The organism is Amycolatopsis coloradensis (assembly GCF_001953865.1).
Taxonomy (GTDB): Bacteria; Actinomycetota; Actinomycetes; order Mycobacteriales; family Pseudonocardiaceae; genus Amycolatopsis; species Amycolatopsis coloradensis.
The window spans coordinates 95,338-121,022 of sequence record NZ_MQUQ01000012.1 but is presented as its reverse complement, the minus strand read 5'-3'; the positions used below and the strand labels follow the sequence as shown (position 1 = coordinate 121,022).

Here is a 25,685-nt window from a genome sequence, read left to right as displayed (position 1 = left end):
CAATTGAGTTCTGAAGGTTCCATCGTCGGCGGCCGGTACCGCCTGGACCAGCCCATCGGGCGTGGCCGGGCGGGCATCGTGTGGCTGGCGTTCGACACCCGCCTGCTGCGCACAGTCGCGATGAAGCGCATGTACCTGCCCGTCGGCCTGCCGCCGGACCGGGCGGAGCAGGCCAAGGCCGTCGTCATCCAAGAGGGCAAGGACGCGGCCAAGTTCGAGCACGCCACCGCCATCAAGGTCTACGACGTGCTGCCCGACGGGCCGGACGTGTGGCTGGTGATGGAGTACATCCCGTCACGCGGGATGGCGACCTTCCTGGCCGAACACGGCAGGCTGACCCCGGAACAGGCCGCGGCGCTGGGCATCATGCTCGGCCGCGCGCTGGCCGCGATGCACGAGGCCGGGGTGGTACACCGGACCGTCGAGCCGGGCACGGTGCTGCTGGCCGACGACGGCGGCGTGAAGCTCACCGACATCGGCATCACCGGTGGCGGGGCGACTCCGGCGTACCGGGCGCCCGAAGTGGCGCGCGGGGAACCGGCGACGTCGGCGTCCGACGTGTTCTCGCTGGGCGCGACGCTGTACACGGCCGTCGAAGGCGTGCCGCCGTTCGGAGAGGACGGCGAGTCTTCGGAACGGCCGCCGCAGACCGCCGGTCCGCTGGCCGGTGCGCTGCGCAAGATGCTGCGAGCCGAGCCGGACGTGCGGCCGACGATGGCCGACACCGTCCGCTCGCTGGGCGCGATCACCGAGGGGCGGCAGACGGCGTTCATCCCGCCGACCGCGCCCGCCATGCCGACGATGCCCGCCTCGATGCCGGTACCGATGCCGATGCAGCAGGCGCCGCAGCAGCCGGTTCCACCGTTCCCGCAGCACCAGCCGCCGCAGCAGTTCGCACCGCCGCAACAGCAACAGCAGTACGCGCCCGCTCCCGCCGCGGCGAAAGCATCCGACACCCGGAAGTGGCTGATCACGGCGGGCGCGGTGGTGGCGGCGATCCTCATCGGCGCGCTGTTCGCGGAGCTGTTCCTGATCTGAACAGCCAGGCACAGCCTGTCCGTTGAGGGTGGCGGCGGAGCGGGATCCGGGTCAGAGCCGCTCCCGGACCAGGGTCGTCAGTTCGACAGGACGGCTGAGGAACGGGCTGTGGCTCGCCCGCCAGGTCACCCTCGTCTCGCAGCGCGCGGCGAAATGGGCGACCATTTCCGGTGCCAGCGCCCGGTCTTCGGTGCAGATGATGTAGGTGTTCGGAGTGTCCTTCCAGGCCGCGCCCTCAGGCGACTCGTCGAAGATCGTGACGGGCTCCGGACGCAGCAACGCCGTGGCGCGCTCCGCGACGGCGTCCGAGCAGTCGGCGTAAAGGGCTTCGCGGACGGCGGTGCGGTCGAGGTGGGTCATGCCCGCGTCGTCGAAGATCAAGGGCAGCGACTCGGGTTCACGGCCGGTTTCCTCCTTGACGCGCTCGATCCAGTACTGAGCGGTCTCACCGGGTTCGCTGACGATCGCGGCCAGGAGGATCAGGTACGAGACCCCCTGGAGCCCGCCGGCGATCACTCCCCCGTAGGAGTGCCCGAGCACCACCGGTGGTTCGGCCGCTTGGTCGACGATCTCCTGGACGATCCGGGTGGACTCGGCGACCGGGCGCGCGCCTATGTCGGGGACGATGACCTCGACGCCCTCCCTGCGCAGGCGTTCGGCGACGTCGTCGAAATGGGCTGGCTGGTGCCAAGAGCCGTGCAGGATGATCAGGGGACGCACGGAAGTCCTTTCGCCGGCGGGATTCGTGGCTTCCCCGCCAGGTTGTCGACCGCCGGCCCGGCTGTTCAAGCTCAGCCGGTTTTCGTGCCCTCCTGATCAGTCCCGGTTGCCTGTCCGGTCAGGCCGCTTTCGCCGCTTCACCGATCGCGCTGAGGAACCGGCGCACCGCGGGGTGTTCCCTGGCGTGGGCGGCAACGGCGGCGTGGATGGAACGCACCGGGTCGGGACGGCGGACCTTGCGGATGGCGACGCCGGGGTGCGGGGCGCCGAGGCCGAGTTCCGGGATCAGCGCGACCCCGAGCCCGGCGGCCACGAACCCTTGCGCCGTCTGGTAGTCCTCGGATTCGACGACGTGGTTCGGGGCGAATCCGGCCGCGCCGCAGGCGTCGAGCAGGATGTCGCGGCAGGCGCCGGGCAGACCGTCCACGCCGACCCACGGATCCTCCGCGAGTTCGCCGAGATCGAGGACGCGTTTGCGGGCGAGCCGGTGGTTCTTCGGCAGGATCGCGCGGTACGGGTCGTCGAGAAGATGCACGTACTCGACACCCTTGACCCGGGGCATGGCCGTCGGGAGGACGATCATCGCGACGTCGGCCTCGCCCGACTCGATCTCGGGCATCGAATCGTCGGGCTCGACCAGTTTCAGGTCGAGCCGGACACCGGGGAAGTCCCGGCGCAGCGCGGCGACGGCCAAGGGCACCAGCGAGGCACCGGCCGTGGCGAAGTAGCGGATCGCGAGCCTGCCGGTGCGGCCTTCCTTGAGTTCGGTGAGCGCGGCCTCAGCCTTGGCGAGCTGGGTGCTCAGCGTTTCCGCGTGTTCGGACAACAGCGAACCGGCGGGTGTCGGCCGCACGCCGCGTCCGACGCGTTCGAGCAACTCGACACCCGCTTCCCTTTCCAGCGTGGACAATTGCTGGCTGATCGCGGAAGGTGTGTAACCGAGGTTCCTGGCGGCGGCGGTGATCGAACCGCTGCTGATCACGGCTCGGAGGACCTGCATGCGGCGGACGTCCAGCATGGTCGGAATCTTACAGTTCTTCTTAAGACTCCCTGCAGTTATTTTCGCTTGTCCTTACGCGTCGGCGCGGTGAAGCTGAGCCGGTACTTAAGGAGGACTGGGTGGGCGAGACGAAGACCCTGCTGCGGATCGGCGCGCTGGCGCTCATGTGGGGATCGAGTTTCTTCTGGATCAAACTGGGGCTGGGCGCGTTCTCCCCGGTGCAGCTGGTGCTGGCGCGGGTGGTGCTCGGCGCGGCGGTGCTGATCGGGCTCTGCTATTTCGGCCGGGACCGGCTGCCGACGGGACGGCGGATCTGGGGGCACCTCGCCGTCGCGGCGTTCTTCCACAACGCGCTGCCGTTCCTGCTGTTCGCGTGGGGTGAGCTGACCGTCGACTCGGGGATCACCGGGGTGCTGAACTCGACGACGCCGCTCTGGGTGCTGCTGGCCGCGCCGATGCTGGGCACGCGGACGAAGATGACCGCGCTGCGGGTCACCGGGCTGATCGCCGGCCTCGCCGGGATCCTGTTGATCTTCGCGCCGTGGGAAGCCTCCGGGCTGCTCAGCTGGGGTGCGCTGGCATGTCTCGCGGCGGCCGCGAGTTACGGGTTCGCGTTCGTCTACGAGGGCAAGTACCTGACCGGCACCGGCGACTCGCCGATGTCGCTGGCGGGCGGGCAGATGCTGCTCGCGACCGGGTTCCTGCTGCTGGCGATGCCGATGGGTGGCTTCGAACCGGTGCGTCTGAGCACCGGCGCCGTCGTCGCGGTCGTGGTACTGGGGATCGGGTCGACCGGGATCGCGTTCGCGCTGAACTACCAGCTCCTCGCGAGTGAAGGCGCCGTCGCGGCGTCGATCGTCGGGTATCTGCTGCCGGTGGTTTCGGTGCTGCTGGGGGCGGTGTTCCTGGCCGAGCCGCTGAACTTCCGGGTGATCGCGGGGATGGTCGTCGTGCTGGGCGGCGTCGCGCTGACCCGGCTGCGCCCGAGGGAGCGGGGGACCTTTGCTACCGCCCCGGTGGTGGAGCGGCCCCTCGCGACCGCCAGGGAGGCGCCCTGACCCGCGTTTAGCGGGCTGATCGCGCTCCGCCCGCCAGGCACCTCCCTGGACCGGCGCGGCGACTTTCGCGGGCTAAGTGCGACGCGGCGGGGCCTGGGGGCTCACCGGATCGCGATTAGCCCGCGAAAGTCGCCACGATCTCCGGATCGCGATTAGCCCGCTAAAGGCGACACGCGTCAGAGTGCGGAGACGACGAGCAGGGCGGCCATGACCAGCTCCACCCAGAAGTACAGCCAGCTCGGATAGAACCGCTCGGGCCGCTCCGCGAACCGGGCGACCAGCCGCCCGAGCGCCATCCCGGCGAGCGCGACGGCCACCGCGATCGCGGCGCCCCGCTGGATCCCGCCGACGTCGAAGGCCGCGAAACCGAGCAGCACGGCGATCGCCACCCCGAAACCGCCGTAGACCGCACGCACCTCGGTCCGCGCGGTCGCGGAGTCCAGCGTGATCCCGAACGGCCGGATCAGCCGCCCCGGCGCGGCGAGCCCCAGCAGTCCCATCCCCAGGAAGAACACGGCCACCAGGCCGATGAGAACAGGCGCCACCTAAACGAGACGCCGGTCGGAAGCCCAGCGCGAAAGCTCGTACCGATTCGAAAGCTGCGTCTTCCGCAGAACGCTCGACACGTGCGTCTCGACGGTCTTCACCGAGATGAACAGCTCCGACGCGATCTCCTTGTACGCGTACCCGCGCGCGAGCAGCCGCAGCACGTCGCGCTCCCGCGGGGTCAGCAGGTCGAGGTCCGGGTCGCTGATCGGCGCGGAACCCGGCCGGTCGGCGAACGCGTCGAGCACGAACCCGGCCAGCCGCGGTGAGAACACCGCGTCACCGTCGGAGACCCGCACGACGGCGCGCACGAGTTCCTTCGACGAGATCGTCTTCGTGACGTAACCACGCGCCCCGGCACGGATCACGGCAATCACGTCCTCCGCGGCGTCGGAGACCGACAGCGCGAGGAAAACGACGTCCGGCAACTCCGGGCGGATCCGGCGCAGCACCTCGGCGCCGCCGCCGTCCGGCATATGCACGTCGAGCAGCACGACCTGCGGTTTGGTCCGCGCGATCCCCGCGACCGCCTCGGCGACCGAGCCCGCCTCACCGACCACTCGCACGTCGTCGGTGATCGAGTCCAGTTCGGTGCGCACGCCTGCCCGGAAGAGCGCGTGGTCGTCGACGAGGAAGACCTTGACCGGTTCCCGCGTCTGCTGGTTCTCCGTCACGATGCTCCCTCGTTCGCCCTGTCGGAGTGAGCATAGCGACCTCACGCCGCGCCCTTCCCCGCCTTGACCGGCATCTCCAGCTGGACCTCGGTTCCCTCACCCGGTGCGGTACGCAGCTTGCACTTGCCCCCGTGCCGTTCCATCCTCCCCCGGATGGAATCGGCGAGACCGTGCCGATCTCCCGGCACGACGTCGGGGTCGAACCCCTTGCCCCGGTCGCGCACGAAAACCGTCACCGAAGTCGGCTCGACCTCGGCATACACGGAGACTTCTTCGACGCCCGCGTGCTTGGCGGCGTTGACGATCGCTTCGCGGGCCGCTTGGACCAGCGCGGTCAGCGGCTCGTTCAGCGTGGCCTCCCCCACGACGACCTGCTGCACCGAAATCGCGAACGCGTCCTCGACCTCGCCGCACGCGGCCGCGAGCACCTCGGACAGCTGCCCGCTGATCGCTTCCTCTTCGGTCTTCTGGCTCTTCCCGTACCCCGTCGGCCCGTACAGCCAGCCGCGCAGTTCACGTTCCTGACCGCGCGCGAGCCTGGCGACCTCACGCGGTGATTCCGCCTGCTTCTGGATCAGCGCGAGCGTCTGCAGGACCGAGTCGTGCAGGTGTGCGGCGATCTCGGCGCGTTCGTCGGTCCGGACGCGGGCGGTGCGCTCGTCGGAGAGGTCGCGGACCAGGCGCAGCCAGAACGGGACGGTCAGCACGGCCACCCCGAACAACGTCGCGATCACCGCGACCAGCGCGAACTTGACCTGGTCGATACTGCCGCTCTGCAAGACCACGACGCCGATACCGGTCATCACCAGCGCGACACCGGCGACGACGCGGACCGCGGCCGACCAGCCACCGCCACCGAGGAAGGCCCCGGCGACACTGCCCTTCGCGCCGAGGCGCCAGCGCCTCCGCTGCGACTCGTCGGCCTCCCGCCAGACGACCGCCGCACCGATCATGGCCAGCGCCAGCGGGATGGCGACCCAGCCGCTGATCAGGCCGGTCAACGTGCCGCTGGCGACGGCGAGGCCGACACCCAGCGCCATCAGGCCGAAAGCCTGCTGCTTCTCCTTCGGCGCGGCCTTCTCCGGCTCGACGTCACCGGTCTGCTGCTGGACGAAGACCCAGAGCAGGCCGTACGCGAGGAGGCCGATGCCGTTCAGCGCGGCCAGCAACGCGAACGCGGTCCGGACCCAGAGCACCTTGACGCCGAGGTGGTCGGCGAGGCCGGCGGCGACACCCGCGATGGCGCGGCCGGAGCGGCGCCGGTACATCTTGGGCGGCTCGAACGGCGCCGGCGACAGGCTGCCGGGCACGGGCACCGGAGTGCGCTCGATGATCGTCGGCTTCACCTGCTCGGCGAGGTCGTTGGGGGCGGATTCCTGCACGTTCCCCATGGTCACATGGAGTGCGGTACTGATCCATCGGGGAAACCCCTGACTCTTCCCGGTGGGGGAAAACTCAGGGGCGTTCCCGGATGTGGCTGGGGTCGCCGGGGCGCATTCTTTGTGGCATGAGTGGGAGTGAGACACACACACCGAAGCGCGGCCCGGCCGCCGGCTTCGAACACACCGTCAAGGATTTCTGGCGGAGCAGGCCGGTTCGCCCGGCACACGGCCGTAAGTTCGCCGGCGTCGCCGCCGGGATCGGCTACCGGTACGGCATCGACCCGACCGTGGTTCGCGTCGCGCTGGTCGCGGCGACCGTGTTCGGCGGCTTCGGCGTCTTCGTCTATCTGCTGGGCTGGCTGTTCCTGCCGCAGGAGGGCGACAGCGTTTCCGCGTTCGAGGGCCTGATCGGCCGGGGCAGGGCGTCGAGTTCGCCCGCGTTCGCGGTGCTGCTGCTGATCCTGCTGTTCCCCGGTCTCAGCTGGACCCTGAGCGGTGGCTGGCTGACCGACGGCACCGGGCTGATCGGTTTCGCGCTGATGGCGGTCGCGCTGTACTTGTTGCACCGCAACCGCGGTCAGTTCAACCGGCCGGTGATGCCCGCTCCGGCACATCCGACCGCCGCGTTCTCGATGGCGTCCGCGGCGACCCCGGCCTCGACGGCGACCGAAGGCGGCTGGGACCCGCTCGCGGCCGACCCGTCCGCCTGGGACCTGCCGAACGCTTCTTCGCCGTCCGGCGGCCTGCCGCCGCAGTCCCCTCCGCCACCTCCCGCGCCACCGGCGCTTCGTGGCCGGAAGTCGAAGATCGGCGCCGCGACCTTCGGGATCGCCGCGCTGGTCGCCGGGGTCGGCACCGTGCTGGGCCTGGACGGCGAGGCGTGGTTCACCGTGCAGCACGTCGTCGGGCTCACCCTGGCTGTGGTCGGCATCGGGCTGGTCGCCGGTTCGTTCGTCCGGGGCGGTCGTGGGCTGATCGGGCTGGCGGTGCCGCTGGCGATCGTCGGGATGGCGCTGACGACGGTCCCGTTCGAGAACTTCTCCGTCAAGGGCGGTGTCGGCGACCTGAGCGCGACGCCGAGCGCGGCGTCCGAGGTGCTGCCGGAGTACCACCGTTCGGCGGGGAACATCGACCTCGACCTGACCAAACTGCCCGCGGGGACGCCGGTGACCACGAAGGTCTCCAACGGCGCGGGTAACTCGACTGTGCTCGTGCCGGCGGGTGCGGAAGTGAAGGTCACCTGCGAGACCGGCGCGGGCGACGTCGACTGCCTCGGCCAGTCCCGCTCGGGAGTCGGCGAGGACACCGTCGACTTCACCTCGGCGGGCAGCACCGGCCAGAAGATCGTCTTGCAGGTCAAGAACGGTGTCGGAAACGTGGAGGTGCGTCGTGGCTGAGTACGACTACGACAACTACGACAGCACGCGATCGGCTCAGTCGGCTCAGCCCGCGAAGCGCGGGGTGGACGTCTTCACCTTGATCGTCGGGATCGCGACGCTGCTGGTGTCGGGATACGTCCTCTCGGACGGCTCCTCGTGGCTCCCGCGATTCGACTTCCGATGGGTCATGGCGGGCGGGGCGATCTTCGTCGGTGTCCTGCTTCTCGCCGCTTCGGTGCGCAAGAGCCGCCGCTAGCGGCGCCGCTCACGATCCACTCCACTCCGAAGGCCCCGGCCCCTCGCCGGGGCCTTCGCCTTGCGCGAGCGCGGCGACTTCAGCCCCCTAATCGTGATCCGGTGCCCGAGGGCGGCAGATCACGATTAGGGGGCTAAACGCAGGTCGGGGCGGCGCGGGTCACTCCCACTCGATGGTGCCCGGCGGCTTGGACGTGACGTCCAGGACCACTCGGTTCACCTCGGCGACCTCGTTGGTGATGCGGGTCGAGATCCGCTCCAGCACCTCGTAGGGCAGCCGCGTCCAGTCCGCGGTCATCGCGTCCTCGGACGACACCGGCCGCAGCACGATCGGGTGCCCGTAAGTCCGCCCGTCGCCCTGGACGCCGACACTGCGGACGTCGGCCAGCAGCACCACCGGGCACTGCCAGATCTCGCCGTCCAGCCCGGCCGCGGTGAGTTCCTCGCGCGCGATCGCGTCGGCCGCGCGCAGCGTCTCGAGCCGCTCGGCGTCGACGGCGCCGATGATCCGGATGCCGAGTCCCGGCCCGGGGAACGGCTGACGCTGCACGATCGTCTCCGGCAGCCCGAGTTCCAGCCCGACGCGCCGCACCTCGTCCTTGAACAGCAGGCGCAGCGGCTCGACCAGCTCGAACTGCAGGTCGTCGGGCAGCCCGCCGACGTTGTGGTGGCTCTTGATGTTCGCCGCGCCCTCACCACCGCCGGACTCGACGACGTCCGGGTACAGCGTGCCCTGGACCAGGAACTTGTAGTCGCCCTCGGCCTTGAGGTCGCGCTCGGCCTGCTCGAACACGCGGATGAACTCGCGGCCGATGATCTTGCGCTTCTCCTCGGGGTCGGTGACCCCGGCCAGCGCGTCGAGGAAGCGCTCACGCGCGTCGACGGTCACCAGGTTGACCCCGGTCGCGGCGACGAAATCGCGTTCGACCTGGGTGCGCTCACCGGAGCGCAGCAGACCGTGGTCGACGAACACGCAGGTCAGCCGCTCGCCGATGGCGCGCTGGACCAGCGCGGCCGCCACCGCCGAATCGACACCGCCGGACAGCCCGCAGATCGCCCGGCCGTCGCCGACCTGCTCGGCGATGCGCTTGACCTGGTCGTCGACGATGGACGACGTCGTCCACTGCGGCCGGAGGCCCGCGATGTCGTGCAGGAAGCGGCGCAGCACCTCTTGGCCGTGCGGCGAGTGATGCACCTCGGGGTGGTACTGGACGCCGGCGAAGCGGCGCTCGACGTCTTCGAACCCGGCGACGGCGGCACCGTCGCTCGACGCGGTCACGGTGGCGCCCTCGGGGGCCTTGGTGACGCTGTCGTTGTGGCTCATCCAGGCGGGCTGGCTGCCGGGGAGGCCGGCGTGCAGGACGCCGCCTTCGCCGGTGACGCGGACCTCGGTGCGGCCGAACTCGCGGATCCCGGTCGGCTCGACCGTGCCGCCGAGGGCCTGCGCGAGCACCTGGTGGCCGTAGCAGATACCGAGGATCGGCACGCCCGCGTCGACCAGCCCGGGGGCGAGCGCGGGGGCGTTCTCCGCGTACACGCTGGAAGGACCACCGGAAAGGATGATCGCGGCGGGGTCCTTGGCGAGGATGTCCTCGGTGGTGGCGGTGTGCGGGACGACCTCGGAGTAGACCTGCGCCTCGCGCACGCGGCGCGCGATCAGTTGCGCGTACTGCGCCCCGAAGTCCACGACGAGTACCGGACCGGTGGGACTGGGCACCTGAAACCTCCAGATCAGAGCAGTACGCTTCTCCACCATCGTCCCAGGTGGGCCGGGTCACCTCACCGCCAACCCCCTCACGATTCAGGACGGCGGCTGACCGCCAGGAGCCCTACCGTCCGGGGACATGGGCATCGACTGGAGCAAGGAACTCGCCGAACAGCTCGACTGGCAGTGGAACCAGCACTTCCGGCCCCGGCTGGACACCCTCACCGACGACGAATACTTCTGGGAACCCGTCGAGGACTGCTGGTCGGTCCGTCCGTGGGAGGACGGCCGCCTGATGATCGACTGGGCTTACCCGGAGCCCTCGCCGCCGCCCGTGACGACGATCGCCTGGCGGCTCACCCACATCATCGTCGGCGTCTTCGCGATGCGGAACGCGTCGCATTTCGGCGCCGAACCCGTCGACTACCAGGCCTTCCCTATGCGGCCTCCGCCGCCGAAGCGCTCAAGCAGATCGATGACGCGTACGCGCACTGGCGCGACGGCGTCCGCGCCCTCACCGACGAAGACCTCGAGCGCCCCTGCGGCGAGGCCGAAGGCCCGTACGCCGACCACCCGTTCTCGGCGCTCGTGCTGCACATCAACCGGGAGGCCATCCACCACGGTGCCGAAATCCTCCTCCTACGCGACCTCTATCGATCACGCCCGCGCACAGATCGCGTTTAGCGGGCTAAACGCGACGCGCTCATACTGAGGCGAGCCCAGGAAAGGACCCGCCTTGCGAGCGACAGTCATCTACGGTGCCGGCGACGTACGCGTCGAGACCGTCCCGGACCCGAAGCTGAGCGAACCCACCGACGCCCTTCTTCGCGTCGTCCGCTCGTGCATCTGCGGCAGCGACCTCTGGCCGTACGGCAGCATGCCCGCGCGCGACCGCGGTGTCCGGATCGGTCACGAGTTCCTCGGCGTCATCGAAGCCGTCGGCTCCGACGTCACCACGCTGAAGACCGGCGACCTCGTCGTGGCCCCGTTCGTGTACTCCGACAACACGTGCCAGTTCTGCCGCGAAGGCCTCCACACCTCCTGCCTGCACGGAGGCTTCTGGGGCGCGAAGGGCGTCGACGCCGGCCAGGGCGAGGCCGTCCGCGTCCCGCAGGCCGACGGCACGCTGGTAAAACTGCCGCACACCGAGGACGACGACCTGCTCGCGTCGCTCCTCACCCTCTCCGACGTGTTCCCGACCGGGCACCACGCCGCGACCAAGGCGGGCGTCGACGAGCGCACGACGGTCACAGTCATCGGCGACGGCGCCGTCGGCCTCTCCGCGGTCCTCGCCGCGAAGCGCCTCGGCGCCGAGCGCGTCATCCTCATGGGCCGTCACCAGGCCCGGACGGATCTTGGCCGCGAGTTCGGCGCGACGGACGTCGTGTCCGAGCGCGGCGACGAAGGCATCGAGAAGGTCCGAGAGCTGACGAACGGCGAAGGCACTCACGCCGTTCTCGAGTGCGTCGGCACGAAGCCAGCCTTCGAAATGGGCATCGGCGCGGTCCGCCCCGGCGGCACGATCAGCCGCGTCGGCGTGCCGCAGTACGACGAGGGCCCGATCGGGCCGCCGCTGTTCCGCCGCAACATCACCGTCACCGGCGGCGTCGCCCCGGCACGGCACTACATCCCCGAACTCCTCGACGACATCGTCGAGGGCCGGTACCAGCCGGGCAAGGTTTTCGACCGGACCGTCGGTCTCGAAGAGGTCCCGGACGGCTACCGCGCGATGGCGGACCGCGAAGCGCTCAAGGTGCTCGTCAAACCGTGACTCGGTCGAGTGGGTGTTCACACCTCGGACACCCACTCGGAATACCTTGTCACCCATGGACATGATCACCCCGGAACCGCGTCCCGCCTGGATCGCCGGCCGCGCCGAACAGGGCGCTTCGACGCGCACCGTGCACCACCCGTTCGACGGCAGCGAAGTCGCCACCGTCGCGGTGCCCGGACCGGAGCAGGTCGAACGAGCGGTGAGTGCGGCGGCGGCCGTCGCGAAGGAGTTCCGGCGTTCCTCGGCGCACAGCCGCGCGGCGGCGCTCGACCACGTTTCGCGGGTCCTCGCCGGCCGGGCCGAGGAGATCGCCGAGGTCATCACCGCCGAGAACGGCAAACCGCTGAAATGGGCCGACGCCGAGGTGCGGCGCGCGGTGTCGGTGTTCCGGATCGCGGCCGAAGAGGCCCGCCGGTTCAGCGGCGACCTCCAGCGCCTGGACACCGACCCGGCCGGTGAAGGCAGGCTGGCGCTGACCCGCCGTATCCCGCGCGGCCCGGTACTGGCCATCGCGCCGTTCAACTTCCCGCTAAACCTGGTGGCGCACAAGGTCGCGCCGTCCCTCGCGGTCGGCGCGCCGATCATCGTCAAACCCGCGCCCCGCACGCCTCTCTCCGCGCTGGTCCTCGGTGAGATCCTGGCCGAGACGGATCTGCCGGAAGGCGCGTTCTCGGTGCTGCCGCTCGGCAACGAGGAGACTTCGGCGCTGGTCGCGGACCCCCGCCTGCCGGTCGTGTCGTTCACCGGTTCGGGGCCGGTCGGCTGGTCGCTGGCCGACGCCGCGCCGCGCAAGCACGTCGTGCTCGAACTAGGCGGCAACGCGGCCGCCGTCGTGCTCCGGGACTGGCCGGACCCCGAAGGCGCGGCGCACCGCATCGCGACCTTCGGCAACTACCAGGCGGGGCAGTCCTGCATCGCGGTCCAGCGGGTGATCGTCGAGCGCGAGGTCGCCGAGGAATTCGTGCCCGCGTTGGTGGAAGCGGTGCGGTCGCAGCAAACCGGCGATCCCTACGACAAGAACACCGACGTGGGACCGGTCGTCGACGAGGCGGCCGCGGAACGGATCGTCGCGTGGATCGACGAAGCCGTCGCCGCGGGCGCGAAGATCCTCACCGGCGGCAAGCGGGACGGCGCGACGGTGGAGCCGACCGTGCTCACCGACGTCCCACCGTCCACAAAGGCCTGGACGGAGGAGATCTTCGGCCCGGTACTCGCTTTGTCCATTGTGGATGGAGTTGACGAGGCTTTCGCTTCGGTCAACGAATCCGCCTACGGCTTGCAGGCCGGAGTGTTCACCCGCGATGTGCACCTCGCCTTCTACGCGTCGACCGAACTCGAGGTCGGCGGCGTGATCATCGGCGACGTCCCGTCCTACCGCGCGGACCAGATGCCGTACGGCGGCGTCAAGGGCTCAGGCGTCGGACGGGAAGGTGTGCTCGCCGCGATGCATGACCTCACCGAGGAACGGGTCACCGTCTTCACCGGCATCGACCTCTAGGCTGGGGTGACGGCCTGCGCGAACCCGAACACCTTCTCCGGGTCGTAGGTCTTCGCCACCTTCTTGAGGCGGGCGGCGTTGTCGCCGTAGTAGGCCGTCATCCAGTCGGGCAGGGCGGGGTCGATGTAGTTGACGTAGCCCCCGCCCAGCCCGAGCCCCGTCACCACCTCGGCGACGGAATCGGTTGCCACGGAACGGTTACGCGTATCCGCCCGGCTGTAGATCTGCACGCTGCCGATCGCCTTCCGGTGCCAGAACGCGGTGGCGTCCGGGGCGATGTCGGCGACGGCACCGCCGAGACCGTCGACCAGGAGGTCCATTCCGCGCCTGCCGTCGAGGATCGACGTCAGCTTCGCGGGATCCGTCACCTCACCAAGAATCCGCGAAGAGGCCACAAAGGACTGACGGCTTTCGCTGCCGGAGAAGTACTTCATGGCACCGAGGTAGTCGAGTTGCTTCACCGTCCGTGTACCCCTGACCTTCCCGGTCAGTTTGTCCAGTTCCCTGCCCAGCGATGCGGAATCGCCGACATGACAGCCGGAAACCCGGGCACCGACGGGAGATCCTCCTGACAGCACGACGTTCGCCCACAACTCCGGCGGGGCCTCGGGCAGCCACCGCTGCCATTCGGCGAGGACGTCGTTCGCGCTGCCCGCCGGGAAATTCAGGGAGAACACCGAAACGACCGAGGGCGACGGGTCGGTGCGGAAGGTGAACGAGGTGACGACACCGAAGTTGCCGCCGCCTCCCCCGCGTAACGCCCAGAACAACTCAGGCTCGGAATCCGCCGACGCCGTCCGGAGTACGCCGTCCGCCGTGACGACCTGAGCCGACACCAGGTGATCACACGTGAGTCCGTATTTTCTCGCGAGCACACCGATTCCGCCGCCGAGGGTCAGCCCGGCGATCCCGACACTGGGGCAGGAACCCGCGGGCAGGCAACGGCCCGCACCGCCGAGGATGGCGTAGACATCCTTGAGTTTCGCGCCCGCGCCGATCACGACCCTGTCCCCTTGAACGTCCACAGAGGACATTCCGCCGAGGTCGATCATCAGGCCACCGTCAGGAACGGAATAGCCGGCGTAGCTGTGACCGCCGCCGCGAGCGGCGATCGGAACCCGCCTCGCCGCCGCTTCGACAGCGGCCTGTACGTCTTCCGGCTTGGCGCATTTCGCGATCGCTGCGGGCTTGAGGTCGTCGAAGGCCGGATTGAACACACGTTTGGCGTTGTCGTAACCGGAATCACCCGGCAAGAGCAGTGAGACCTTCTCGCGCAAAGCAGCCCAGTCCGGCGGCCCGGACGGTGGCGTGGCACTGGTGCTCGGCGGCAGCGAAGTGCCGGGTGCCGAGCTGGGTGCTTGCGCCGGAGGCGCGGCAGAGCACGCCGTCGCGGCCGCCCCCGCCGCTGCCGCGCCGGCGAGCTTGAGGAAGTTCCTTCGCCCCAGCTTCATGCTTGTGAAGACGCGTGGGCCGCGATCGGGTTGCCGCGTTCACCCGCCCGGGTCACAGCCAATGCGGCAGCGGCGGCACTTCGCCGTCCAAAGTGGATCCGTCGGCGCGACCGGTGATCCAGGCCAGGACGTCGCCGGGCACGCCGGTCACCTTGGCCGGATCGCCGGTGCCCATCCGCCACTCGTGCCGCGTCCCGTCGCCGTCGACGGCGACCAGGAGCACCGCGGGCAGTCCGTCGCCGTACGAGGCGATCGCGCTGCTCACCACCACCTCGAACTCCTGGCCGAGCAGCCCGGAGACCCGGTCGAAGTCGTACCCGGCGTCCAGATCCACGAGGTGGATCGAGGCTTCGGCCAGCCGCTTGCGCAGCACCCCTTCACCGGTGACCGGCCTGCCCTGCCGATCACGCGCCTCGCCGGCCCACGCCTCGTCCGGCAGGGACGCGGCCAGATCCGTGAACCGCTCGCCGGAGTCCACGACGTCGGCGACGATCGCCGCGGCGGAGCGGTCGGCTCCGGCCTCGATGCCCTCGTCGCGAGCCGAGTCCGTGGCGTACATCGGGGTCTCGACGCCGGTCTTCGCCCAGGTCAAGAGGTTGCCGAGGCCGTCGGCGTTGCGCGCGACGTGCGAGAGCAGATGCGCCCGCGTCCAGCCGGGCAACGCGCTGGGAGCGTGCACGGCGTCCTCGCCGAGGCCGCGGGCCACGCGCGCCCATTCTTCGTGCAGGGCACGGACGCGATCGAGCAGAGCGTGGGCGCGTTCAGAGGCGGTCACGCCCCCAACTTACCGCCGAAGGGCCGCCGGTGCGTCCGCCGGAACGGACGGGTTCTTGGGCGCGATCGGTTCGAGCCGCGCGTACGGCGAGTCCTGCGACGGCCTGCTGTCCGTTTCGCCCTTGTTGGGCCACAGGGAGAACGCCCGCTCGGCCTGCGCGGTGATGGTCAGCGAGGGGTTCACGCCGAGGTTGGCGGTGATCGCCGATCCATCCACAATGGACAGTCCTGGGTAGTTGAAGACCCGGTGGTACGGGTCGATCACGCCGTTGTCGGCCGTCGTGCCGATCGGCGCGCCGCCGATGAAGTGCGCGGTGAGCGGGATGTCGAAGATCTCGCCCCAGGTGCCGCCCGCCATCCCGCCGATGCGTTCGGCGGTGCGGAGATTGGCCTCGTGCCCGGCGGGGATGAAACTGGGGTTCGGCTCGCCGTGCCCCTGCTTCGAGGTGTACTTGCGGCGGCCGAAGAGGCCGCGCTTGGTGTAGGTGGTGATGGAGTTGTCGAGGCTCTGCATCACCAGCAGGATCACCGTGCGCTCGCTCCAGCGGTAGCCGTTGAGCAGGCGGACCGTCTGGACCGGGTGCTTGAGCATGAAGTCGACGGCCTGGCGCCAGCGCGGGACCGCCGAATCGCCTTCGGTCGCGATGGTCTGGAGGAGGCTCATCGCGTTGCTGCCCTTGCCGTAGCGGACGGGCTCGATATGGGTGTTGTCGTCGGGGTGGATCGATGAGGTGATCGCGACGCCGCGGCTGAAGTTCCGCTCCTCGTCGACCGACGTGCGGGCGGCGCCGATGATGGCCTCGGAGTTGGTGCGGGTCAGTTCGCCGAGGCGCGGCGAGAGCTTCGGCAGCTTGGCGGTGTCACGCATGCCGTGGAGCAGGTTCTGCGTGCCCCAGGTGCCCGCGGCGAGCACCACCTGCGCGGCGGTGAGCTTGTGACGGAACTTGCGCGAGGTCGTCCCGGTCTTCTTGATGCTCACCTCGTACCCACCCGCGTTCAGCGGGCTGATCGCGCTCACGGTGGTGAGCGGGATGACCTGCGCGCCGTCCTTCTCCGCGAGGTAGAGGTAGTTCTTGACCAGCGTGTTCTTGGCGCCGACGCGGCAGCCGGTCATACAGGCGCCGCATTCGGTGCAGCCGGTGCGCGCCGGGCCCGCGCCACCGAAGTACGGGTCCTCGGCGCGCTCGCCCGGCTTGCCGAAATACACGCCGACGGGCGTCGGGTGGTACGACTCGGGGACGCCCATGTCGGCGGCGACGCCCTTCATCACGACGTCCGACGGCGTGACACTGGGGTTGGTGACGACGCCCAGCATGCGACTGGCCTGGTCGTAGTGCGGGCCGAGTTCGGACTCCCAGTCGGTGATGTGGGACCACTGCGGGTCGACGTAGAACGGCTTCAACGGGCGGTACAGCGTGTTCGCGTAGACCAGCGAGCCGCCGCCGACGCCCGCGCCGGCGAGCACCATGACGTCCTTGAGCATGTGGATGCGCTGGATGCCGAAGCAGCCGACCTGGGGCGCCCAGACATAGCGGCGAAGGTCCCAGGACGTCTTCGCGAACTCGTCGTCGGCGAAGCGGCGGCCCGCCTCGATGACGGCGACGCGGTAGCCCTTTTCGGTCAGGCGGAGTGCGGCGACACTGCCGCCGAACCCGGAGCCGACGACGATGACGTCGTAGTCGAAGTCGTCTTCAGTGGTGGTGTTACTGGCAGTCACACCCTCGACTGTAACCCCGGCCACCCCTTCTGACCAGAGGTAAGTTACTGGCCAGTCACCTTCCACCCGTCTGCGTGTGCTCGGCTGCGACATCGATGATCCAGGTGACGCCGAAGCGATCGGCGAGCATCCCGAAGGCGGGCGCCCACTGTGCGGGGCCGAACGCCTCGATCACGGTCGCGCCCTTGGCGAGGCCCTCCCACACGGGGGTGACCTCGTCGACGTTCTCGCCGCGGACGGAGAGGAAGAAAGGCTCCTTGGTGATCGTTATGCCGTTTTCGCGATGCGTGCCGGGCGCGCCCGGAGTCACTGGCGTGTGCTCGCCGGGCACGTCGTAGGCCATGACCTGGAAGCCGTTGCCGGCCAAGACCTGGCCGAACACGACGTGGGTGGCGCCGGGCAGCTCGGCGGGCATCCCGAAGTCGGCGTAGGTGACAACGGTGAGCTGGCCGCCGAAGACCGATTGGTAGAACTTCAGGGCTTCGCGGGCCTGGCCGTGGAAGTTCAGGTGGGCGACAGCGTTGAGCGACATGGTGTTCCGGTCCTTCACGGGTTGGTTCCACCGCCGGAGGCTTCCGGCGACAAGAACCACGGTGTCAGCGGTACCGGTCAGGGAACGTCCGCTACTTGTGCGATGGTGAAATATGCCGATCGCCTCTTCGACGACGACCTCCAGCCGGCTGCTGTCACTGCTGTCGATGCTGCAGGCCCGCCGCGACTGGCCGGGCGGCCTGCTCGCCGAGCGGCTGGGCGTCAGCGAGCGGACAGTGCGCCGCGACGTCGACAGGCTGCGCGAGCTGGGATATCCGGTCCAGGCGGTCAAGGGCCCTGATGGCGGCTACCGGCTCGAAGCGGGCAGTCAGATGCCTCCCCTGTTGTTCGATGAGGAGCAGGCTGTCGCGCTCGCCGTGGCGTTGCGGATCGCCGTCGGGACGGGCGCGGGCATCGAGGAGGCGGCCGCGCGGGCACTGGCCACCGTGCGGCAGGTGCTGCCGTCGCGGTTGCGGCACCGCGTCGACGCCCTCGAGATCAGCGCGGCCGGGCACGGCGTCGACGCGCAGGCCGACACGGGAATCCTGCTCACGCTGAGCATCGCGATCCGTGCTGGGGAGGAGGTGAGGTTCGACTACCGCTCGCCGGGACGCCCTGAGGACGCCAAACCGCGCCGGGTGCACCCTCACCACCTCGTGGTGCGGGCCGGGCGCTGGTACGTCGTCGGCTGGGACCCCGACCGCGAAGACTGGCGGACCTACCGTGCCGACCGGATGACGCCGCGCGTCCCGACCGGACCGCGGTTCGTTCCCCGTGAAGTGCCGGGCGGCGACGTGGCCGCCTTCCTGTCCGCCCGGTTCAAGGGCTCCGAGAGCACGAACGCCTGGCCCTGCCGCGGCGAGGTGATCCTCGGCCTGCCTGCGGCGGAGGTGGCGCCGTTCGCCGGTGACGGTGTCGTCGAGGAACTCGGCGGCGCCCGGACCCGGCTGACGACAGGGGCCTGGTCCTGGGCCGCTCTCGCGGCGGCGCTGGCCCGCTTCGACACCGAGATCGAGGTGGTCGGTCCGCCGGAGTTACGCGCGGCGTTCGCCGAGCTGTCCCGTCGCGCGAGCCGCGCCGCGGGGACCAGCTCGCCTTTAGCGGGCTAAACGCGATCCGCGGCATGCTCGGACCATGATCGACGAAGTCGCGAAGGAGTACCTGCACGATGACCTGCGAGAGATCCGCGAGGCGATGCTCGCGAAGCTCGACGGGCTGTCCGAGTACGACATCCGTCGTCCGCTGACCTCCACCGGCACCAACCTTCTCGGCCTGGTCAAGCACCTGTCGGTCTGGGAGTCCCGGTAGTTCGGCGAGGTCTTCGATCGGCCGTTCCCCGGTGGGACGACCTCGAACAGCGCGGTGCCGACCTGTGGGTGACCGAGCACGAAACACGCGACGAGATCACCGGCCGCTACCGGCGCGTCTGTGCCCACTCCGACGCGACGATCGCCGCACTCACCATCGACTCGCCCGGCCACGTGCCCTGGTGGCCACGTCCGGACGTGCTGCTGTTCAACGTCCTGGTCTATGTCCTCACGGAGACCAGCAGGCACGCCGGGCACGCCGACATCCTGCGGGAACAGCTGGACGGCGAAGTCGAGATGGGCGCGGAAGCCATGGCCCGGCGGGGGCAGGACGCGGCCTTCTGGGAGAGCCGGCGCGCGGAAATCGAGCGGGCGGCCAAAGCGGCACCGGCTCACCGCCCGGATCGCGTTTAGCGGGCTGAACGCGATCCGCTGGGCACGAAAGAGGGCTGGATGACCGCGGGTCATCCAGCCCTCTCAGGTCACGTCAGGCGGCCAGGATCAGGTCGACCAGGGCTGCGTCTTCACGAAGACGTCAGGAGCGCGCAGATCGAGAGCACCGTGGTAGTAGGAGCCCCGGCTGCAAAAAGAAGCCGTGCTGACGTTCGATCCGTCGGCCGGAGAGGTCGCGCTGAGCACCTCCGACTCGTTCTTGACCACGGCGACGACCTCGCCGCGCAGCAGGTTCTTCCCCTCGGCGTGGAAGCACTGGTTGTTGTCGTTCCGCCACAGGATGACCGTCCGGCCATAACCCGCGGCCTGGACGACCGCGGTGTAACCGGCGGCCTGGGCCGCCGGCGCGGACACCACCACCAGTCCCGTAACCGCCACTGCCCCCAGCAGCAAGACACGAAGCTTATGCAGCATTGATGATCCCTCCAGTAATAATCACCAAGGCCAAATGGCCTAACCGGAGACACCTTATCGGCCGAAGATCGTTCTTGTCCCGGATATGGACGAACCCGGCCCGGATCGCGTTTAGCGGGCTAAACGCGATCCGGGCCGGGGCGGTGAGGCAGGGTCAGCGGCGGACAGTCAGGCCGACGCGCTGGAACTCCTTCAGGTCCGAGTAGCCCGTCTTCGCCATCGCGCGGCGAAGCGCGCCGAAGAGGTTCACGACGCCCTCGGCGTCCGAGGACGGCCCGAAGAGCAGCGTCTTGAGGTCGACGGCGTAGTCCGGCCCCAGCGCCACGCGCGAACGCGGCAGCGACGGGTGCGCGGCCGCCGACGTCCAGTAGAGCCCCTGCCCCGGCGCCTCGGAGGCGGCGGCCAGCGGCGCGCCCAGCATGACCGCGTCGGCACCGCAGGCGATGGCCTTGGCGATGTCACCGGACACGCTCATCCCGCCGTCGGCGAGCACGTGCACGTACCGGCCGCCGGTCTCGTCGAGGTAGTCACGGCGCGCGGCCGCGGCGTCGACGATCGCGGTCGCCATCGGCGTTCCGATCCCGAGCACGCTGTCGGTGCTCGTCACGCCGCGGCTGGCGCCGTGGCCGACGATGACGCCGGCCGCTCCGGTGCGCATCAGGTGCATCGCGGTGCGGTAGTCGCTGACCCCGCCGGCGATCACCGGGACGTCGAGCCGTCCGATGAAGTCCTTCAGGTCCAACGGCTCGGCGTCCCTCTGGACGTGTTCGGCCGAAATGATCGTGCCCTGCACGACCAGGATCTCGACGCCTGCCTTCAGCAGATCCGGCGTGAGTTCGGCGGCGTGCTGCGGGCTGACCCGCGCGGCCACCGTGACCCCGGACTCGCGGACGGTCTTGATCGCCTCGGTCAGCAGGTCCAACCGGATCGGTGCGGAGTGCAGTTCCTGCAGCTCGCGCACGATCGCGGTCGGGTCCTCAGTGTCCTCGGCCGCCCGGACGAGGCGGAAGATCGCGTCCTCGACGTTCGGGTGCCGCGCCCAGAGCCCTTCGGCGTTGAGGACGCCCAGCCCGCCGAGCTCGCCGACGGCCACCGCGGTGCCCGGCGACACGATCGCGTCGGTGGGGTGGGTGACCAGCGGCAGCTCGAAGCGGTACGCGTCGATCTGCCAGGCGGTGGACACGACCGAAGACGACCTGGTGCGCCGCGACGGCACGATTTCCACGTCATCGAGGTCATACGCCCGCCGCGCGGTGCGGCCCATGCCGATCTCGACCAGATCCCGCACGTCAAGTCCCTTCTCACCGACGACCGTTACACCTCATTGTCGCTAGGCCGCGTGGGTGACCTGCGCACGGGGCACCCGAACCGGCCCCGAAGTCACACCAGCCCCACCTGCCTCACCAGTTTCACGGTTAGCCCGCTAAACGCGCGCGGTGGGGCTGGAGGGTCAGAACGAGACCTTCTCCACGGAGTCGGTCCGGAGGACGGATTCCTGGGAGAACGTCTTTTTGTAGGCGGTCCGGATCTCCTCGATCTCGCGGTTCGCGTCGCGGTCGCTGAACGGGTACACGACGATGATCATCTTCGACTTCTCCCGCGAGATCACCCCGGCCGCACCGCGCCACTGGCCGCGCCCGGTCAGCTCGGTGAACCCGTCCGGGAACCGCGGGGTGACGACCTTGTCGGTGAAAGCCGTGAACTCGGTGTCGGTCAGTTCGCCGCCGCCCGGCTTCGTCGTGCCGAAGTACAGCTCGGTGCGCTTCCACAGCTCACCCGGCGACGCCTGGAGCCCGGCGGCTTCCCCTGCCTCGGCAGGCGCGGCGGAAGCGGTGGGGACGGCCGAAGCCGCCACCCCGCCGCCGAGCCCGAGGACAGCGGCCGCGAAGACGGCCAGCGCGGTACGCCGCGAGGTGGTCAGTGAGAAAGACATCAGGTTCCTCCCAGAAGACTTGATCAGCGGGCCAAGTCTCCCGAGAACGGAACCGGATGCGTAAGTGTCCTAAAGGGCGGACTACCGGGTGGTGTAGTTCGGCGCCTCGACGGTCATCGTGACGTCGTGCGGGTGGCTCTCCTTGAGCCCGGCCGCGGTGATCCGCACCAGCTGCGCCTCCTGCAGCTCGGGGATCGTCGACGCACCCGCGTAGCCCATTCCCGACCGCAGCCCGCCCACCAGCTGGTGGACGACGTTCGCGAGCGGCCCGCGGAACGGGATCCGCCCCTCGATGCCCTCGGGGACCAGCTTGTCCTCGCTCAGCACGTCGTCCTGCGCGTAGCGGTCCTTCGAGTAGGACTTCGCCTGCCCGCGCGACTGCATGGCGCCCAGCGAGCCCATTCCGCGATAGGTCTTGAACTGCTTGCCGTTGACCAGGATCAGGTCACCGGGCGATTCGGCCGTCCCGGCGAGCAGGCTGCCGAGCATCACGGTGGACGCGCCGGACGCGATCGCCTTCGCGATGTCGCCCGAGTACTGGATGCCGCCGTCGCCGATCACCGGGATCCCGGCCGGGCGCGCCGCCTGGTCGGCCTCGTAGATCGCGGAGATCTGCGGCACGCCGACCCCGGCGACGATGCGGGTGGTGCAGATGGAGCCCGGGCCGACGCCGACCTTGATCCCGTCCGCGCCCGCTTCCACCAGCGCCTGCGCGCCTGCCCGGGTCGCGACGTTGCCGCCGACGATGTCGACGGTGTCGCCGAGTTCCTTCTTCAACAGCGCGACGGTCTCGACGACGGCGCGGGAGTGCCCGTGCGCGGTGTCGACCATCAGCACGTCGACCCCGGCGTCGGCCAGCGCCATCGCGCGCTTGTGCCCGTCCGGACCGACACCGACGGCGGCACCGACGATCAGGCGGCCGTTGGTGTCCTTGGAGGCGTTGGGGTACTGCTCGGTCTTGACGAAGTCCTTGACTGTGATCAGCCCGCGCAGCTTGCCCGCGCCGTCGACGATCGGCAGCTTCTCGATCTTGTGGCGGCGCAGCAGCCCCAGCGCGGCCTCCGCGGTGACCCCGACCTGCGCGGTGACCAGTGGCAGCTTCGTCATCACCTCGTGCACCGCGCGGGTGAAATCGACCTCGAACCGCATGTCGCGGTTGGTGATGATGCCCACCAGCGTCCCGGCGGCGTCGGTCACCGGCACCCCGGAGATCCGGAACCGGGCGCACAGCGCGTCGACCTCGGCGAGGGTGTCCTCCGGCGAACACGTGACCGGGTCGGTCACCATGCCCGCTTCGGAGCGTTTGACCACCTCGACGGCGGACGCCTGGTCATCGATCGGCAGGTTGCGCTGCAGCACGCCCATCCCGCCCTGGCGGGCCATCGCGATGGCCATCCGGCCTTCGGTGACCGTGTCCATCGCGGCGGAGACCAGCGGGATGTTCAGGGTGACGTTGCGGGACAGCCGGGTGCGGGTGCTGACCGCACTGGGCACCACGTCGGACTCGGCCGGCAGCAGCAGCACGTCGTCGAAGGTCAGCCCGAGCATGGCGAACTTGCTCGGGACGGGGGCGGTGACGCTGTCGCTGGTCATAGCAGGCGAAGGGCCTTCCTGGCGGTGATGAACGAGTCGCTCTAGCGACGCGAGGGCCTGCCCCTCATGATATCCGGGCCGGGCGGCCGCCCGGCCCGGGTGGGCGCCCGGTAGCGTGCAGGCGTGCCGCAAGATGCGTTGCCCCCAGACCCGTTCGCGGATGACCCGGACGACCCGGCCCGCGCGTTCATCGACGAAGCTGACCGGCTCGACGAGCCGATCAGCGACGAAGAGCGCACCGAGTTGCTGGCCGACCTCTCCGATCTCGCCGTCTACCAGGCGCTTCTCGAACCGCGCGGGGTACGTGGGATCGTGGTCGACTGCGGTGAATGCGACGAACCCCACTACCACGACTGGCATCTGCTCCGCGCCAGTCTCGAGCAACTGCTCGCCGACGGACGGATGCGGCCGCACGAGCCCGCGTTCGATCCGAACCCCGGTGACTACGTGAGCTGGGATTACTGCCGCGGGTTCGCGGACGGTGTCACGGCGAACGAGAGCGCTTACTGATCGCGTTTAGCCCGCTAAAGGCGAAGGGCCTGGTGAGAGATCTCACTAGGCCCTTTCGCTGTTCTTGAGGTGTTACGGCGTCTCGGCCCCGGCGGCGGGTGCCTGTACTCCGGCACCCGGCGACGGCTCGTTGCGCGGGCCACCGGGGTCGTTGCCCGAAGCGGGCGGTGTCGTCGACGTCGTCGGCGGAGGCGGCTCGCTCGTCGAAGTCGGCGGGGTGGGGGTGGGAGTGGTGGTGCCCGGCAGGCTGGTGCCGGGGTTTCCGCCTCCTGGCAGCGACGTCGGCGGAGCGGTCGGCTGCGGAGTGGGCTGAGGCGTGGTCGCGACCGGGGTCTGCGTCGGCTGCTGCTGATCCGGCGGCAACGGCTGCTGGCCGGGGTTCTGCAGCTGAGCGCTCAGCTGGCGATGCTGCTCGAGCAGCTGATCGCGGTTCTCTTCGTCGGTCACCTGGCTCAACGCGGCCTGTGCCTCGTCGAGCGCCTTGCGCGCGTCGTCGAGTCGCCCACCGGCGAGCGCGAGGTTGGCCTTCTCCAGATCGAGTTTGGCCGCCGCGGCGGCCTCGACCGACCGGGCGTGGTCGGCGTAAAGCACCTTGGTCAGGCCCCAGAGCGTGTCACCAGGCTGCGCGTCCTTCGCGGCGAGACCGGTACCGGCGAAGGCGATGGCCAGGACGGCCGCGGCGGCGGCCACCGGGACCAGCAGCCGGCGTCTTCCCCCGTGTTTGCGGGCGAGCACGGCGGTCTTCACGGTGGTGACGGCGGTGTCCAGGTCGACGAGTTCCGCGAGCGGTTCACTGTCGATGTCGCGCCGCCAGGCCAGCAGTAGCGCGTTGAGCTCCTGATCGCCGAGGTCGTCGGCCATCTTCGGGTCCGAGCCGCCGAGCGCGTCGAGCAGCGCGTCGTCGGCCTGAACGGCCGACAGATCCGCGGCGAACTCGGCCTCGGAGGACGTCAGCCCTCTTTCGAAGGCCGTCAGTTCACGATCGGTCCCAGGGGAGAACCGATGGTCGCGATCGGTCACTCAGATCACCTCCTCAGCGGCCAGAACCTTACGTAGGCGCGCGAGGGCGCGATGCTGAGCCACCCGGACGGCGCCGGGCGTGGATCCCACGGCCTCCGCCGTCTCTTCGGCGGACAACCCCACGACGACGCGCAGGACCACGATCTCACGCTGTTTATCGGGAAGGACGCGCAGCAGCTGCGACATGCGCTCGTTCAGCTCGCCCTGGAGGGCGCGCTGCTCGGGGCCGACGCCGCCCTCGATCTCATCGGGGACTTCGGCGACCGGTTCGGCGCGGTTGCGGGCCGCGGCGCGATGCGCGTCGGCCACCTTGTGCTGGGCGATCCCGTAGACGAAGGCCAGGAACGGGCGGCCCTGGTCACGGTACGAAGGCAATGCCGTGAGCACCGCGAGACACACCTCCTGAGCAACGTCGTCTGCGGAAGCGAACGAACGCTCCTGCCTGCCAACCCGAGCGCGGCAGTACCGCACTACCAAAGGACGGATGGCCGCCAGCAACCGCTCGACCGCTTGAGGATCACCCTCAACAGCAGCGGCGACCGGCTCATCCAGTCCATCCCCCACATTGGCCATCGCAGACAACAGTCCCAGTGTTACGTATAGGCGTGCAAAGAGTCCGGCGTGTGACTTCGGAGGCCACTACCGGGGTGACAGCTACCGTACCGCCCAGGCCCGTCGCCTTCGCTGACGGCCGCCATCGGCGCGCCGCCCTTCCGGCGAGCACGCTGAAACCCAGGTCTTCCTGGTTCCCCTCGCTCGTAGTCGAACTTCAACGAGCTGGAGCGCAGCGGGATACGACGGTCCACCCGGAGGCGGACACGCTCGGGCAAGAGTGCCCGAGCTGTGAACGGAAAAGCGCGAAGCGTGACGGGGAACACAGGTACGGGCCAGGGGCTTGCCCCCCGGCCCGTTGTCACCCGTTGCCGCTATCAGACCGGTGAAATCAGGAAAGC

Annotated in this window: 24 protein-coding genes and 2 pseudogenes; 10 read left to right on the top strand and 16 right to left on the bottom strand. The window is 69.7% G+C overall.

Going from position 1 to position 25,685, the window contains the following annotated elements:
* Positions 1 to 3 precede the first annotated feature (3 nt).
* Positions 4 to 1,038: a serine/threonine-protein kinase gene (locus BS329_RS21765; protein WP_076163080.1), complete on the top strand. Its 1,035-nt coding sequence runs from the start codon at positions 4 to 6 to the stop codon at positions 1,036 to 1,038.
* Positions 1,039 to 1,089: 51 nt separating this feature from the next.
* On the opposite strand, the gene BS329_RS21760 is transcribed toward BS329_RS21765, so the two are convergent.
* On the bottom strand, positions 1,090 to 1,758 hold the full coding sequence (locus BS329_RS21760) for an alpha/beta hydrolase (RefSeq protein ID WP_076163079.1): 669 nt from the start codon (positions 1,756 to 1,758) through the stop codon (positions 1,090 to 1,092).
* Positions 1,759 to 1,876: 118 nt separating this feature from the next.
* Positions 1,877 to 2,776, bottom strand: a complete 900-nt coding sequence (locus BS329_RS21755) for a LysR family transcriptional regulator (RefSeq protein ID WP_076163078.1) — start codon at positions 2,774 to 2,776, stop codon at positions 1,877 to 1,879.
* A 101-nt stretch (positions 2,777 to 2,877) separates the two neighbouring features.
* Here BS329_RS21755 and BS329_RS21750 point away from each other — a divergent pair, with 101 nt between their 5' ends.
* A complete protein-coding gene (locus BS329_RS21750; protein WP_076163077.1) occupies positions 2,878 to 3,816 on the top strand; it encodes a DMT family transporter in 939 nt (312 codons plus the stop codon).
* Between the two features lie 176 nt (positions 3,817 to 3,992).
* Here the strand turns inward: BS329_RS21750 and BS329_RS21745 are convergent, their stop codons facing one another.
* The 3 genes from BS329_RS21745 to BS329_RS21735 are packed head-to-tail and all read right to left on the bottom strand — an operon-like array spanning position 3,993 to position 6,433.
* On the bottom strand, positions 3,993 to 4,361 hold the full coding sequence (locus BS329_RS21745; protein WP_076163076.1) for a DUF4345 domain-containing protein: 369 nt from the start codon (positions 4,359 to 4,361) through the stop codon (positions 3,993 to 3,995).
* Positions 4,362 to 5,036: a response regulator gene (locus BS329_RS21740; protein WP_076163075.1), complete on the bottom strand. Its 675-nt coding sequence runs from the start codon at positions 5,034 to 5,036 to the stop codon at positions 4,362 to 4,364.
* A gap of 41 nt (positions 5,037 to 5,077) precedes the next feature.
* Positions 5,078 to 6,433: an ATP-binding protein gene (locus tag BS329_RS21735; protein ID WP_076163074.1), complete on the bottom strand. Its 1,356-nt coding sequence runs from the start codon at positions 6,431 to 6,433 to the stop codon at positions 5,078 to 5,080.
* A gap of 110 nt (positions 6,434 to 6,543) precedes the next feature.
* On the opposite strand from BS329_RS21735, the gene BS329_RS21730 reads away from it, so the two are divergent.
* Together BS329_RS21730 and BS329_RS21725 are read left to right on the top strand one after the other, a co-directional pair.
* A complete protein-coding gene (locus BS329_RS21730) occupies positions 6,544 to 7,815 on the top strand; it encodes a PspC domain-containing protein (RefSeq protein ID WP_076163073.1) in 1,272 nt (423 codons plus the stop codon).
* Complete coding sequence (locus BS329_RS21725; RefSeq protein ID WP_076163072.1) at positions 7,808 to 8,053, top strand: hypothetical protein; 246 nt, start codon at positions 7,808 to 7,810, stop codon at positions 8,051 to 8,053. The genes BS329_RS21730 and BS329_RS21725 overlap by 8 nt, the downstream gene beginning before the upstream one ends.
* A 159-nt stretch (positions 8,054 to 8,212) precedes the next feature.
* On the opposite strand, the gene guaA is transcribed toward BS329_RS21725, so the two are convergent.
* Entirely contained in the window at positions 8,213 to 9,769 is a 1,557-nt protein-coding gene (gene guaA, locus BS329_RS21720; protein ID WP_076163071.1) for a glutamine-hydrolyzing GMP synthase, read from the bottom strand.
* A gap of 127 nt (positions 9,770 to 9,896) precedes the next feature.
* On the opposite strand from guaA, the pseudogene BS329_RS21715 reads away from it, so the two are divergent.
* The 3 genes and pseudogenes from BS329_RS21715 (at position 9,897) to BS329_RS21705 (ending at position 13,029) form a co-directional block, all read left to right on the top strand.
* Positions 9,897 to 10,441: pseudogene (locus BS329_RS21715) on the top strand (DinB family protein).
* A 52-nt stretch (positions 10,442 to 10,493) separates the two neighbouring features.
* Positions 10,494 to 11,528 carry a zinc-dependent alcohol dehydrogenase family protein gene (locus BS329_RS21710; protein ID WP_076163070.1) on the top strand — a complete coding sequence of 345 codons (1,035 nt, stop codon included), beginning with the start codon at positions 10,494 to 10,496 and terminating at the stop codon, positions 11,526 to 11,528.
* 55 nt (positions 11,529 to 11,583) lie between these two features.
* Positions 11,584 to 13,029 carry an aldehyde dehydrogenase family protein gene (locus BS329_RS21705; RefSeq protein ID WP_076163069.1) on the top strand — a complete coding sequence of 482 codons (1,446 nt, stop codon included), beginning with the start codon at positions 11,584 to 11,586 and terminating at the stop codon, positions 13,027 to 13,029.
* Here the strand turns inward: BS329_RS21705 and BS329_RS21700 are convergent.
* Genes BS329_RS21700 through BS329_RS21685 form a run of 4 tightly spaced genes read right to left on the bottom strand, consistent with a single transcriptional unit; the run spans position 13,026 to position 17,503 of the window.
* The gene (locus BS329_RS21700) at positions 13,026 to 14,480 is read right to left on the bottom strand and encodes an FAD-binding oxidoreductase (protein WP_076163068.1); all 1,455 of its coding nucleotides are present in this window, start codon (positions 14,478 to 14,480) and stop codon (positions 13,026 to 13,028) included. The two genes, BS329_RS21705 and BS329_RS21700, sit on opposite strands and share 4 nt — an antisense overlap.
* Positions 14,481 to 14,532: 52 nt before the next feature.
* On the bottom strand, positions 14,533 to 15,255 hold the full coding sequence (locus BS329_RS21695) for a maleylpyruvate isomerase N-terminal domain-containing protein (protein WP_076163067.1): 723 nt from the start codon (positions 15,253 to 15,255) through the stop codon (positions 14,533 to 14,535).
* A 9-nt stretch (positions 15,256 to 15,264) separates the two neighbouring features.
* Complete coding sequence (locus BS329_RS21690; protein ID WP_076163066.1) at positions 15,265 to 16,971, bottom strand: GMC oxidoreductase; 1,707 nt, start codon at positions 16,969 to 16,971, stop codon at positions 15,265 to 15,267.
* A gap of 55 nt (positions 16,972 to 17,026) precedes the next feature.
* Positions 17,027 to 17,503, bottom strand: a complete 477-nt coding sequence (locus tag BS329_RS21685) for a VOC family protein (protein ID WP_076163423.1) — start codon at positions 17,501 to 17,503, stop codon at positions 17,027 to 17,029.
* Positions 17,504 to 17,615: 112 nt separating this feature from the next.
* Here BS329_RS21685 and BS329_RS21680 point away from each other — a divergent pair, with 112 nt between their 5' ends.
* The gene (locus tag BS329_RS21680) at positions 17,616 to 18,611 is read left to right on the top strand and encodes a helix-turn-helix transcriptional regulator (RefSeq protein ID WP_076163065.1); all 996 of its coding nucleotides are present in this window, start codon (positions 17,616 to 17,618) and stop codon (positions 18,609 to 18,611) included.
* A 25-nt stretch (positions 18,612 to 18,636) separates the two neighbouring features.
* A pseudogene (locus tag BS329_RS21675) lies at positions 18,637 to 19,223 on the top strand (DinB family protein).
* Positions 19,224 to 19,310: 87 nt separating this feature from the next.
* Here the strand turns inward: BS329_RS21675 and BS329_RS21670 are convergent.
* From BS329_RS21670 to guaB, 4 genes are all read right to left on the bottom strand, one after another.
* Positions 19,311 to 19,655, bottom strand: a complete 345-nt coding sequence (locus tag BS329_RS21670; protein WP_143253147.1) for a hypothetical protein — start codon at positions 19,653 to 19,655, stop codon at positions 19,311 to 19,313.
* 175 nt (positions 19,656 to 19,830) lie between these two features.
* Positions 19,831 to 20,964: a GuaB3 family IMP dehydrogenase-related protein gene (locus BS329_RS21665; protein WP_076163063.1), complete on the bottom strand. Its 1,134-nt coding sequence runs from the start codon at positions 20,962 to 20,964 to the stop codon at positions 19,831 to 19,833.
* 162 nt (positions 20,965 to 21,126) lie between these two features.
* Positions 21,127 to 21,609, bottom strand: a complete 483-nt coding sequence (locus BS329_RS21660) for a DUF3574 domain-containing protein (protein ID WP_076163062.1) — start codon at positions 21,607 to 21,609, stop codon at positions 21,127 to 21,129.
* Positions 21,610 to 21,690: 81 nt separating this feature from the next.
* The gene (gene guaB / locus BS329_RS21655; protein WP_076163061.1) at positions 21,691 to 23,202 is read right to left on the bottom strand and encodes an IMP dehydrogenase; all 1,512 of its coding nucleotides are present in this window, start codon (positions 23,200 to 23,202) and stop codon (positions 21,691 to 21,693) included.
* A 123-nt stretch (positions 23,203 to 23,325) separates the two neighbouring features.
* Here guaB and BS329_RS21650 point away from each other — a divergent pair, with 123 nt between their 5' ends.
* The gene (locus tag BS329_RS21650) at positions 23,326 to 23,712 is read left to right on the top strand and encodes a DUF5319 domain-containing protein (RefSeq protein ID WP_076163060.1); all 387 of its coding nucleotides are present in this window, start codon (positions 23,326 to 23,328) and stop codon (positions 23,710 to 23,712) included.
* Between the two features lie 72 nt (positions 23,713 to 23,784).
* Here the strand turns inward: BS329_RS21650 and BS329_RS21645 are convergent, their stop codons facing one another.
* Both BS329_RS21645 and BS329_RS21640 read right to left on the bottom strand, forming a co-directional pair.
* Positions 23,785 to 24,732: an anti-sigma-D factor RsdA gene (locus BS329_RS21645; RefSeq protein ID WP_076163059.1), complete on the bottom strand. Its 948-nt coding sequence runs from the start codon at positions 24,730 to 24,732 to the stop codon at positions 23,785 to 23,787.
* A complete protein-coding gene (locus tag BS329_RS21640; protein WP_037314832.1) occupies positions 24,733 to 25,305 on the bottom strand; it encodes a sigma-70 family RNA polymerase sigma factor in 573 nt (190 codons plus the stop codon).
* Positions 25,306 to 25,685 lie beyond the last annotated feature (380 nt).

Coding starts and splice junctions, on each gene's coding strand:
- BS329_RS21700 (WP_076163068.1), bottom strand. CDS start 14,480: ATGAAGCTGGGGCGAAGGAACTTCCTCAAGCTCGCCGGCGCGGCAGCG.
- BS329_RS21730 (WP_076163073.1), top strand. CDS start 6,544: ATGAGTGGGAGTGAGACACACACACCGAAGCGCGGCCCGGCCGCCGGC.
- BS329_RS21680 (WP_076163065.1), top strand. CDS start 17,616: ATGCCGATCGCCTCTTCGACGACGACCTCCAGCCGGCTGCTGTCACTG.
- BS329_RS21685 (WP_076163423.1), bottom strand. CDS start 17,503: ATGTCGCTCAACGCTGTCGCCCACCTGAACTTCCACGGCCAGGCCCGC.
- guaB (WP_076163061.1), bottom strand. CDS start 23,202: ATGACCAGCGACAGCGTCACCGCCCCCGTCCCGAGCAAGTTCGCCATG.
- BS329_RS21755 (WP_076163078.1), bottom strand. CDS start 2,776: ATGCTGGACGTCCGCCGCATGCAGGTCCTCCGAGCCGTGATCAGCAGC.
- BS329_RS21640 (WP_037314832.1), bottom strand. CDS start 25,305: ATGGCCAATGTGGGGGATGGACTGGATGAGCCGGTCGCCGCTGCTGTT.
- BS329_RS21705 (WP_076163069.1), top strand. CDS start 11,584: ATGGACATGATCACCCCGGAACCGCGTCCCGCCTGGATCGCCGGCCGC.
- BS329_RS21660 (WP_076163062.1), bottom strand. CDS start 21,609: ATGTCTTTCTCACTGACCACCTCGCGGCGTACCGCGCTGGCCGTCTTC.